This window comes from Exiguobacterium sp. s124, from assembly GCF_018617485.1.
GTDB classification, from domain to species: Bacteria; Bacillota; Bacilli; order Exiguobacteriales; family Exiguobacteriaceae; genus Exiguobacterium; species Exiguobacterium aestuarii.
The window spans coordinates 70,062-81,989 of the sequence record NZ_JACSKH010000001.1 but is presented as its reverse complement, the minus strand read 5'-3'; the positions used below and the strand labels follow the sequence as shown (position 1 = coordinate 81,989).

Here is an 11,928-nt window from a genome sequence, read left to right as displayed (position 1 = left end):
GCTCAAGATCATGCTTGAGCGGTTTTTGTTTGAGTCGTCGCCACCTCGTTGTTTATTGACTTCCTTATGTCCGATTGCTACGATTTTGACAACGTACACAGCTTTAAAAGGGGGAAAATGGGGACATGAAAGATTTCACACGTGCTTACGCACAACAACTAGACAAACAAGACCCGCTCGCATCGTATCGGGAAGAGTTTTATTTACCGGAAGACGGGATCTATATGGATGGGAATTCACTCGGTCTCTTATCAAAACGAGCCGAGCGCACGCTCCTTGAATCGCTTGCAGACTGGAAAGAGCTCGGGATTGACGGTTGGATGTCGGGGCGTCACCCTTGGTTCAACTTGTCCGAAGAGTTGGCCGAACTGAATGCGCCGCTCATCGGTGGAAAGCCGGAAGAAGTTATGGTCACCGGTTCGACGACGGTGAACTTGCATCAACTCGTCGCCTCTTTCTTTAAGCCAGAAGGCAAGCGTACGAAGATTTTGGCAGACGCCCTCACCTTCCCGTCTGATATTTATGCTTTGAAGAGTCAGCTCGAACTACGCGGGCTCGACCCATCAGAACATCTCGTTCAAGTAGACAGTCCGGACGGGCGCTTCTTAGTAGAGGACGATTTGATTGCCGCAATGACCGACGAGATTGCGCTCATCGTGTTACCGACCGTCCTGTATCGGAGTGGTCAAATTTTAGATATGCCTCGCCTAGCGAAAGCTGCGCACGAACGCGATATTTTAATTGGATTCGATGCTTGTCACTCCGTCGGCGCCATCCCTCACGACTTCCATGAATGGGGTGTCGACTTCGCTTACTGGTGCAACTACAAACATTTGAACGGTGGTCCAGGAACGGTAGGCGGTTTATTCGTACATGAACGTCACTTCGGCACGGCACCGGGACTCGCTGGATGGTTCGGTTCACGCAAAGACAAACAGTTTGATATGGACCATACGATGACACCGGCTGAGCATGCCGGTGCGTTCCAAATCGGGACGCCACACGTCATGAGTCTCGCTCCGCAACTTGGCGCTCTCGAGATGTTTAATGAGGTCGGAATGGAAGCGATTCGTCAAAAATCGCTCGCACTCACGACGTATATGATAGATTTGATCGAAGACATGCTGGCACCACACGGATTCTTTATCGGCAGCCCGACGGACACACGTCAACGCGGTGCCCATTTGAGCCTTGAGCACCCAGAGGCGGCACGCATCTGTAAAGCATTGAAGAAACATCATATCATCCCAGATTTCCGGGCACCGAATATCATTCGTCTCGCACCGGTCGCACTGTATAACACGTTCACCGATGTGTATGACGTGATTGTAACGTTGAAGAAAATCATGGATGACAAAGAATATGAGGCGTTCGAGAACGTCCGTGAAGTAGTCGCATAAGGGGGAACCGACATGAGTGAACGTATGGAACATAAAGTGGAAAAAACGATTCAAACCGACTTCTCGAAAGACATGTCGTACGGTGACTACCTTCAGCTCGACCCAATTTTGTCGAGTCAGCATCGTCTTTCCGACCACCATGATGAGATGTTGTTTATCATCATCCATCAGACGAGTGAGTTATGGATGAAGCTCATCTTGCATGAATTGACGGCGGCCACAACCGCTATCATGAACGGGGAACTCGAGCGCTCATTCAAGATGCTCGCCCGTGTCTCGAAGATTCAGCAGCAACTGATCCAATCATGGGGCGTCCTTGCGACGTTGACTCCGGCAGAGTATTTGGAGTTCCGGGACGAGCTCGGCTCTTCATCCGGTTTTCAGTCCTACCAGAACCGACAAATCGAATTTGCGCTCGGTTTTAAAAACGCGCGCACACTCAGTGTTTATGCGCATGATGAAAAGCTGTATCCACTGCTCGAAGGCTCGCTTCAAGCCCCTAGCATTTATGATGTGACCGTCCGTGAAATGCATCGGCGTGGTCTGTCGATTGATGCGAGCGTGCTCGAACGAGATGTCACACAGGATTGGGAATGGAACGAGAGTGTCGAGAAGGCGTGGGTCGAGGTCTATCGAGACGTCGAGACGTATTGGGATTTATATGAATTAGGTGAAAAGCTACTCGATATCGGTAGCCAGCAACAGATGTGGCGCTTCAACCATATGAGTACTGTGGAACGAATCATCGGACAGAAAATGGGGACAGGCGGTTCGTCTGGCGTGAACTACTTACGCCGCGTGCTTGACCATCGTTTCTTCCCTGAGCTTTGGACGGTCCGGACATCACTATAAGAGGAGCTGAACGAAATGACATGGATTGATGTATCACAACCGCTTCATGCCGACGTGACGACATGGCCGGGAGACACGAAGTTTTCGTACGAGATTGCTTGGCCGATGGCACAGAGCGGTTCGGTCAATGTCGGGAAAGTGACGATGAGTTTACACGTCGGGACACATATCGATGCACCTTTCCACTTCGATGATCACGGAAAACGCGTCATCAATCTCGACCCTTCCCTCTATATTGGTCCGGCACGCGTCATTCATCTGCCGCATAAGTCTAAAATTGAAGCTTCTGACTTGGACGGTCATGACTTGACCGGGGTCGAACGTCTCATTTTGAAGACAGATGGTTGGCCAGATAAACGCGTCTTTCCAGAGACGATTCCTGAACTGACGCCGTCTCTTGCCGATCGCCTCGGGGAACTAGGGATTTTCTTGATTGGACTCGATTTGCCATCCGTTGATGCGATTGACAGCAAAGAGATGAGCGCCCATCATGCGTTAGCACGAAATGGCGTCCATATATTAGAAGGGCTCGTCCTAGACGACATCTTACCGGGAGATTATGACTTGAACGCCGTCCCTCTCCCGATTGTCGAAGGCGACGGAAGCCCCGTTCGCGCACTGCTTCGCCCTATGTGAACGAGTTTTTGGACTGGTACGAAAAAGTGATTGCAGCATGTCTAAAAAGACGTTGATTCTCTTTACGTTTCGAGAATTAGCGTCTTTTTGTTGTACAGAAAATCATTTGAAATTCTGGATTTGTATTGAAGTTCATCAGATTCGTATAAGACGCCATACTTTTTTCTAAATTATAATATGAATAAATAAATGTCATTTTGAAAATATTTTATAAAAAGAAATGTTATAGGACTTTTAAAAGGAGGATTTATATGAAAAAAACAGTGTTCATTACAGGTGCGTCAAGTGGTATTGGGAAGGCGACGGCGAAGCGTTTCAAGGGTGAAGGTTGGAATGTAGTGGCTACAATGAGAAACACACAAGATGGCACCGACCTTGAAGGAGATGGTGTTCTTGTCACAAAGCTTGATTTACTTGATTCAGAATCAATTAAGCGTGCAGTTAAAGAAACAGTAGAACATTTTGGAAAAATAGATGTTTTGATTAACAACGCAGGTTATGGCGCTTATGGTCCTCTAGAGGCTACATCGATGGATGTATTAAGAAGACAATTTGATGTAAATCTATTTGGATTAGCTGAAGTCATTAAAGAAGTACTACCTATCATGCGAGAACACAAAGATGGAACAATAGTAAACGTATCATCCATCGGAGGACGAATGGCATTCCCTTTTGGTTCTCTATACCATGGTTCAAAATGGGCTGTCGAGGGACTTTCCGAGGCATTACATTTTGAAGTACGCCTTTTTGGTGTTCGGGTCAAACTCATTGAACCAGGTGGAGTGAATACAGATTTTAGCGGAAGATCTTTTGTTTTTTCAAATGATGAAAGTCTAGAGGAATATCAACCACTTATAGAGTCATTCATAGAAGCAATGTCCAATATGGATACTTCTAGAAACCAAAACCCTCAAGAAGTAGCGGATGTTATTTGGGAAGCAGCAACAGATGGTAGCGACCAGTTGCGCTATATATCCGGAAATGATGCGAGAGCAACATTGGGAAATCGATACTCAAGTGAAACAGATGAGCAATTTGTAGAGTATATGAGAAAATCATACGATTTATAATCAAGGAGGAGTCGCAATGGCAACAGTTGTAAAGAAAGCGCTAGGAATTGCCCCAACTAAAGAAAAAAATGGTCGAGGATTTATTCCTTCACCACTCGGAATACTGTTAGGTGTGGATAAAAAAAGTGGCTATACGCATAACAAACGTGTTGCCGGGAAATACAAAGGGAATAAAAAAATATTAGTGCTCTGTACGGAAGAACGCTACTTCAAGATGGAAAACGGTTCTTTATTTTCTACTGGAAATAACGTTCAAGAGACTGCGGTTCCATTGATGCATTTAACGAATGCAGGATTTGATTTTGATGTAGTGACGCCAACAGGTTCATCTGCAGTTCTAGAACAATGGTCGATCCCACGAAAAGATCATGCAGTTCTCGCATTTATGAGAGAAAAGAAATCGAAATTTGATCAACCACTCTCACTTCAAGATATGGTTGGTCGCGGAGACTTAAATGATGACTCCCCCTATGTAGCGCTCTTTTTACCGGGTGGTCATGGTTCGATGGTTGGTTTACCAACGAATGAACATGTTGGGAAACTCATACGTTGGATTCATCAATCTGACCGTTATATGGTCACTGTTTGCCACGGTCCGGCTGCACTCTTGGCTGCATCAGTAAATACGAGTGATCCTCACCCATACAGAGGTTATAAGATGGCTATTTTCCCAGACAGTGTTGACAGACAATCACCTTCATTAGGATATTTGCCTGGAAAACTACCTTGGTATCAAGGTGAAAAACTTTCTGAACAAGGTTTGAGTTTTATTAATAAAAAAGTTGAAGGCGCAGTACATGTTGATCGAAAACTCTACTCCGGGGATAGTCCTAGAGCATGTGATCAACTTGGAAAATTAGTAGCTGATACTTTACTAAAGGAACTGGCACAATAATAAATATGGGTAGTCTCCATGTTAAAAATCGTTTGAATTGAATTTTAAGAAAAAATAAATCATATCAGGAGAATTATTATGAATACTGTTAGGATCGAATCAATAAGTAAAATGCATAAGCTTCTTGGACTAGCTCCGCCTAAACATCCTCATATTAGTATTTTCAATTGGGAGGATGTTCAACCTCAAGAAGGTGCAAATGAAAAGAATGATGGACTAGCAGTTTTTGATTTTTATATGGTAAGTGTAAAAGATTTCCCTTGCGGACAGTTGAAATATGGCAGAAACACTTACGATTTTAGTGAAGGGTCAATGATGTTCGTCGGACCCAACCAAGCTATGAGTAGTACTGATGATACAACCTCTTCCGGATGGGCGTTGATCTTTCATCCAGAACTGATACGTCACAGTAAACTAGCAAAAAAAATGTCTGAGTATACCTTTTTCCACTACAATGTTCATGAAGCTCTCCATTTATCCGAAAAAGAAAAAAGTATCATCAGTGCATTAGTTGACCAAATTCGAGAAGAATATTCAAGTAATATTGATGTATTCACGAAAGAAGTCATTGTGTCACAGCTAGAGCTACTGTTCAATTATTCCCAAAGATTTTATAGTCGACAATTTATTACTAGGACAGCTCACAATAGTGATCTTGTATCAATGTTTGAAGCTCACCTCATAGATTGGTTTGATTCCGGGAAAGCTAGCGATCTAGGTCTTCCAACTGTAAAACAATGTGCTGATAAAATAGGGATGTCCCCTGATTACCTGTCTGATATGTTGAAGCAAGAAACAGGGAAAAGTGCACAAGAACATATTCATTATATGTTAATCGATAGAGCCAAAAACGAGCTTCTTAGTACCTCACATTCTGTTAGTGAAATTGCCTACACACTAGGTTTTGAATATCCGCAGTACTTCAGTAAACTCTTTAAAAACAAAACAGGAATGACCCCTTCTCAATATCGTTTAATTTGATGGAAGAGTTTTCATCAATCTATTAACTCCATGTCGTAAAGAGATAGCCGGAATCGGCTGTCTCTTTTTTGATTAGACAGGGATAGTCCGACGTTTGGCGAAATAGATGACATACGTTATGAAAGGAGGCAGATCGGGCTTGCAACGCATCTTATCCACTCTACGAAACGGTCTGCATACGTACCGTTACGATCTCATCGCCTTGACGATTATGATGTTATGCATATTCGTCTATGCGTACCCGCTGTTTTCTCCGGGAATGGTCGTCTTTAGCGATATCGCTTTCGGTCTATCGTCTGACCGTTATATCGAAGAGATTTTTGGTGCCTGGAATGAGCGATGGAGCACGACGACATTGTTGAACGTTCCTCGACTTGTCTTTATCGCACCTCTTTATGGACTGAGTCTATTGTTTGGTGCATCTGGACCGTTTTTGATCAAATCATTCATTTTATCGTTGCTTGTTATGTCGGCGCTCAGCATGTATGCGCTCGTCAAACGACTCCATTCGATTTATATCACGAAACATTTTCAATTGATGACGCTCATGACATTCACGCTCGCCGGTCTATTTTATGCGTTGAATCCATGGATCATCACACGTATCCAACACATTTACCTTTTATGCGGGTATGCATTATTCCCGTTCGCACTCCTACTCTTCTTCAACTTGTTCGACCCAAAATTCCGAAAGCAGCTGGACCCTGATTTCTCATTCGGTAAACGACTTTCCCCGAGAATCTGGATTGATGCCATCGGATTGTCTGTGACGTTCATGTTCATGTCGGCCGGGATTCATTACTTTTTCTTCTCAGCCATTTATATGGGCATCATGCTCGGTCTCATCGTACTCAAAACGCTTTGGACGGAACGGAAGACATTGCCATTCAAATCGTTTTTCTTCTACTACGTCCGGCTCATCACGGCAGTCGGATTCGTGTTTATCTTGTTCAACGGCTACTGGTTCTTTATGTATGTCGGTTCCATCCTATTCGGAGCACAGGCATCCCAACATAATATTAACGTCACCGAGACGTTGATGTTGTTCAGTCGCAACTCGTCCATCGAGAACGTACTCTATACAATCAGTTACTGGTGGCCGATGTTTGACTTGCATACACTACCGTTGACGTTTTGGGTAGCGGGTGGTGTCTTGCTCTTCTTCATCGCAATCGGTTTTCTCGGTAGCTATAAACGACCGATTCACTTGTTCTTCGGCTTACTCGGCGTTGGTCTGATCATCTTTGCGACCGGGACATATGAATGGGTAGCAACTGCATTCGTCGCGCTCGTCACGTACACACCGTTGATTGGTCCAATGTTCCGTGACCCAAATAAACTTGTCGGGCTGTTGATCGTAAGTTACAGTCTACTGCTCGCACTTGGGATTGGAATTGTCGATGCCAGACAGTCCAAGGCAATTCCCCGACCGCTCTATCGCGGCATCCTTTTCATCGGCAGCTTTGTTGCATTGACACTCTTTATTCATCCGTATCGTACCGTCTATATGGAAGGTTTTTATAAGCCCGTCGATGTGCCTGAAGAATATGCGACCGTCCAAAATGAGGTCGAAGGGAAATGGCTTCAGTTCCCTGTTGCCGATGAGATGACGCAGCCGATCACCGGCGTTGCGACACCAAAATGGAATCAAAACCCCGCACTCGGTGAGACGGTCAAACCGACTGGGGACTTCCATGTGTATAGTTCTCTCGAAAACACGGTGTTCCATCATGAAGGATCTACGCCTGCGATTCGCTATCTGTTTTCGCTCCTTCAGTATCTCCTCGACACAGGACGTTCAGACGAGGCGAGCAACTTAATCAAAGTGTTCGGTGTCAACCAGTTCGCGTATCGAGATGAATATTTAGGGATGGAGGAACGTCAACAGTTCAACTTAGAGATGCTTGCCTCGCAACGTGACTTACTGCGGACGAAACAAGTCGGACTGTTCACCTTATTCGATGTCGTCGCCCCGCTCACCGACCGGACCGTGCCCCAGCTCATCGTGACGCCTTACGGAATCGATCGATCCATCACATATGGGACACTGCCTGGATATGAGCAAGGGAAGCAATCGATTCTATTCACGACACAGCGACATAGCGACGACTTTGAGTGGATTCGTCCAGATGACACGATTGAGATGATTGAGCAAAAAGATATGCTCCTCAGCCAGGTTCCGGACGACTATTACTGGAAGCCGTTCGAAGCGATTGATTCCGCCAATCCGTTTCTCACGTGGGGCAAGACTCTTTTCGCGAACAGTGACTGGCGTTGGTATCAACAGACGCAAGGCGTGAAAGACCCTGCGTTCGACCTTGATTTCGGAGACGGCGTCGGATTATCTTTCGCTTCTGCCCGCATCGATGCCCCACCGTACGAGCTCGACGACTTACCGACAAAGCAAGTCGCTTCATTCAATTCGATGCTTGAGGATGAGACGTTCTTTAAAGCGGATAATCCGGATATCGTTGACCTGTCCCCAAATCCATTGTCTTCGACGAACGATTTACCACTTCTACAAGCGGAGGTCGCAAAAGGAGACCCGAACTATATTTGGCAAGTCGCGAAGTCCGGTCTGTTGCCGGCACTCCCGAATAACGCGTATCGGTTCGATATCGTCGCATCAGGTCGAGGCGTCGACCGCTTGCACGTCAAAGTTCGCTTCTTTGACGCATCCGGAGAAGAAATCGACCAAACCTACGTCGTGGCACCAAGAGATTCCGGAAATTTAGACGGGATTCACCTTCGCGGGGAATACGTGACACCACGAGCGGCCGAGACGATGCGCATCGACTTATTGAGTTATCAAAAACCAGAACGAAAGACGTATTGGTGGGTTCACGATGTACAAATCGAGAGCTTCGAGTCGCATATGGTCCCGAATACGTTCTCCATCACAAAAGAGACACCGCCGGGTCGCTATATCGGATTCGCTCGTGTCTTGATGAATCAGAGTGGCGGACAGCTTGATGTCACCATCAACGATGACAAGCAAATCGTCGAAACGACTCGGCAAACGGGCGCACGTCTTGAATGGGTACCGCTCGGGATACATGATGTCGGTACGGAAGAGACGACCATCACCGTTGAGAATACAGTCGGTTTTAACGCGATTCAAAATATCGTCTTCTTGCCCGAAGACGAATGGACATCTTTACAGCAATCTCTCGAAAACGTACTAGCACCAACGAATACGTTCATGGTGCTCGAAGGAGAACAAGACTTTGATTATAGCGGCACAATCCAATCCGAGCGTAACTATCCGTCGCTCAGTTTCGGGAAAGGTGTCTCACTCACGTCCGGCACATTGTCTCGTACGATTGATGTGGCAGAACCCGGTAATTATCGATTCCATATCAATCTGACACCGCCTGTGTCGACAGATGGGACGGTCCGCTTGCGTCTCCTTCAGGACGAAGATGTCGTCCAAGAAGAAACAATCGATGTCACGGCGATGCGGCAACTGCCTGATGTAAAAACCGAGATCGGGTCGAAGACGGTCACATATGATTCCTTGCGTCGTGATTTCCCGTACAAACTTCAGGAACTCGACGGCGTCCACCCGACTATGAAACGTTGGACACCGAATACATTTGAGATGGAACCGGGATCGTACACGCTCGAACTAGCTGTGGAAAGTCGCGTGCCATCACGAATCGAGCTGGAGGATTTACGAAAGTTCGACCCGAACGAGATTGTGGTGACTGAACCACTTGCGACGCCTGAGGCTGCCGCCACGTGTGCGACTTGTGTGTCTATTACAGACGATATGTTCGAATCGACAGTAGAAGACGATACGTTTATCGCATCCTACGAACCGACTTGTTCTTGTGACTGGTACATCTTCGCATCGGAACAAATCGAAGCACTCCCAGACCGAGAATATTTGGTTGCTTTTGACGCACGAAGCGAACAGATTCGAAATCGTCACGTGAAGATGTACTATCTCGACGAGGAACGTCGCGTGATTGGGACTGACTTTATCAGCGAAGTGGAAGAATATCGTAAATCGACATGGAACCACTATGAACAGATTTTGATTCCGCCAGAAGGAACCGCCTCGATGCAGCTTCATATTTGGGCACGGGGAAATATTGAAAATGCCGGGAGACTCGAGATGAAAAACTTGAATGTCGTCCGCTACGATCACCTTCTCCTGACCGATCAAGTGACCGTCGAAGAAGTGACGGAACGTCCACTACTCGCAAATACAGAAGCAGAATCCCTCGATGTGAAACGAAGCGTCATGAAACGAACGGTCTCTCACGAAGATTCGCTCGGTCGATTCACGTTAAACGACTCTCCGTCCCCGCTGTTTGAACTCTTGACAGATGAGGGGGCGCAGCGTGGTGAAGTCGCATTGAACGGCGTGACACAACTGTACATGTCTTCCGAAAGTGACGTACAGGTGAATGCTGTCTTACGTCTCGTGTACTTCGCAGGCATGGTCCTCCTGTTACTCGCCACACCGCTTTCGTTCCTCTTCTATTGGAACGCGCGACAAGAAGAGCCGTTCCTTCGTCGGATGCGACATCGATGCAAGAAAGGATGACGCATGATGATTCGGACTCTAGCGCTCACGACGTTGATAGGCTGTATGATGATTCTTAGTGCTTGTACGATTGATGATGAAAAAAGTGTGATTGAAGACCGGGAAGGATACACACTATTGATTGCTCCGTCCGACCAAGACCCTGAAGAACAGTATGCGCTACAAGAGGTGATACTCACGTCTTCGACGATTGTTGACGGCAAAAGGAATCACCTTGATGCACTGCACGTCGGAGACGTCATCACGATCGACTATGCCGAGACAGATTCTTCGATTGCCGAATCGATTACACACAAATGAGTACAAACAAAGCCCACGTCCAATAAGAGACGTGGGCTTTGTACGTGATGTGATGTTATCGTCTGGCTCGACTGACGGCCCGCTGTCGGCGTAAAAGAAGTGCCATCGTCTTCAAAAATGCGATGGAATCTTTCACGAGATCGACGTGAGACCCCTCCCGTTCGATACAGGTCACTGGTTGTTGATAGACACGAAGGCGTTCTTTTTTGGCAGCATACATCATCTCCAAATCGATGGCGAACCCGCTCGTTGCGCTCAAATAAGGAAGTAACCGCGGAATCGCCCGGCGATTAATGATTTTGAGACCCGTCTGTGAGTCCGACACCCCTTTTGGTAGGAACGGTTTTGTGATCGTTCGTTTTGCGAAACTGACGAATTTTCGGACGAGACTCCGATCTTCAATCGTCAAATCTTTCGTGCCGATGACGATATCATAATAATCATTTTCTGCGATGCTCAACAGTTGAGCGATGTCATCGACTTTGAACGAATTGTCCGCATCGACGAACACATAATATTCGCTCGAGATATGCGTCATTCCCTCGATAAAGAGACCTGCTTTTTTCGTATTCTGCTTCAACTCATACATCTTCAAATAATCAATTTTGAACAACGTGTCCGTCGCATTCATGACGATATCCCGATACTCCTGTAACAAGTGTTTCGATTGATCGGAAGAGGCATCATCTACAAAATAAATCGACCCATGTAAGTAATTTCGTTCAATCATTTTGGTAAGGGATGTCAAAAAAGCATGAATATGTGAAAACCGTTTCTCTTCATTGAAAATTGGTAATATAAAGGCTACAGTCCCTTTTTTCACAGCATATTCTGGATGAATAACATTTTGAATTTCGGCTAACAGTTCATCTGCATACTCTTCTCTATAATAGAATATTCTAAATATCCCATTCCCTAACAATTGATTGAAGGGGAAGTTCCCTCTATGTCGAATAACGTCATCAACCCATAAAATCGATGACTGGGGATGATAGGTGCGCAGCGCCGCAGCAATCGTTAATCCGATTTCATAATCAACATAATCAATCACATATACTTTAATATGATCTTTCATTGCACGAATTTCTGGTGAAATCTTTGGTTCAGAAGATGGATTCGATTCAGAAATCATAAGCTCATAGTGCGGGATAGACGAAGCGTACGGAATGTTTCGTTGTCGATCTGTAAAAATCACTACTTTACCTTTATCCATCACATGGTCCTCCTTAAGGATTGACG

Annotated in this window: 9 protein-coding genes; 8 read left to right on the top strand and 1 reads right to left on the bottom strand. The window is 45.9% G+C overall.

What is annotated here, in order from left to right:
- Positions 1–125: 125 nt before the first annotated feature.
- From kynU to KNO85_RS00460, 8 genes are all read left to right on the top strand, one after another.
- The gene (gene kynU, locus KNO85_RS00495; protein WP_214785983.1) at positions 126–1,400 is read left to right on the top strand and encodes a kynureninase; all 1,275 of its coding nucleotides are present in this window, start codon (positions 126–128) and stop codon (positions 1,398–1,400) included.
- A gap of 12 nt (positions 1,401–1,412) precedes the next feature.
- Positions 1,413–2,252: a tryptophan 2,3-dioxygenase gene (gene kynA / locus KNO85_RS00490; RefSeq protein WP_214785981.1), complete on the top strand. Its 840-nt coding sequence runs from the start codon at positions 1,413–1,415 to the stop codon at positions 2,250–2,252.
- Between the two features lie 15 nt (positions 2,253–2,267).
- Positions 2,268–2,888 carry an arylformamidase gene (gene kynB / locus KNO85_RS00485; protein ID WP_214785979.1) on the top strand — a complete coding sequence of 207 codons (621 nt, stop codon included), beginning with the start codon at positions 2,268–2,270 and terminating at the stop codon, positions 2,886–2,888.
- 251 nt (positions 2,889–3,139) lie between these two features.
- Positions 3,140–3,958, top strand: a complete 819-nt coding sequence (locus KNO85_RS00480) for an SDR family oxidoreductase (RefSeq protein WP_214785977.1) — start codon at positions 3,140–3,142, stop codon at positions 3,956–3,958.
- Between the two features lie 16 nt (positions 3,959–3,974).
- On the top strand, positions 3,975–4,853 hold the full coding sequence (locus tag KNO85_RS00475; RefSeq protein ID WP_214785975.1) for a DJ-1/PfpI family protein: 879 nt from the start codon (positions 3,975–3,977) through the stop codon (positions 4,851–4,853).
- Positions 4,854–4,931: 78 nt separating this feature from the next.
- Positions 4,932–5,834, top strand: coding sequence for a helix-turn-helix domain-containing protein (locus KNO85_RS00470; protein WP_214785973.1), 903 nt, complete (start codon positions 4,932–4,934; stop codon positions 5,832–5,834).
- 139 nt (positions 5,835–5,973) lie between these two features.
- The gene (locus tag KNO85_RS00465; protein WP_214785971.1) at positions 5,974–10,389 is read left to right on the top strand and encodes an MFS transporter; all 4,416 of its coding nucleotides are present in this window, start codon (positions 5,974–5,976) and stop codon (positions 10,387–10,389) included.
- A gap of 6 nt (positions 10,390–10,395) precedes the next feature.
- Positions 10,396–10,689 (top strand): hypothetical protein, encoded by a 294-nt coding sequence (locus KNO85_RS00460; protein ID WP_251130551.1) that lies wholly within the window; start codon positions 10,396–10,398, stop codon positions 10,687–10,689.
- A gap of 55 nt (positions 10,690–10,744) precedes the next feature.
- Here the strand turns inward: KNO85_RS00460 and KNO85_RS00455 are convergent, their stop codons facing one another.
- Positions 10,745–11,902, bottom strand: a complete 1,158-nt coding sequence (locus KNO85_RS00455) for a glycosyltransferase (RefSeq protein ID WP_214785967.1) — start codon at positions 11,900–11,902, stop codon at positions 10,745–10,747.
- Between the last annotated feature and the right edge of the window lie 26 nt (positions 11,903–11,928).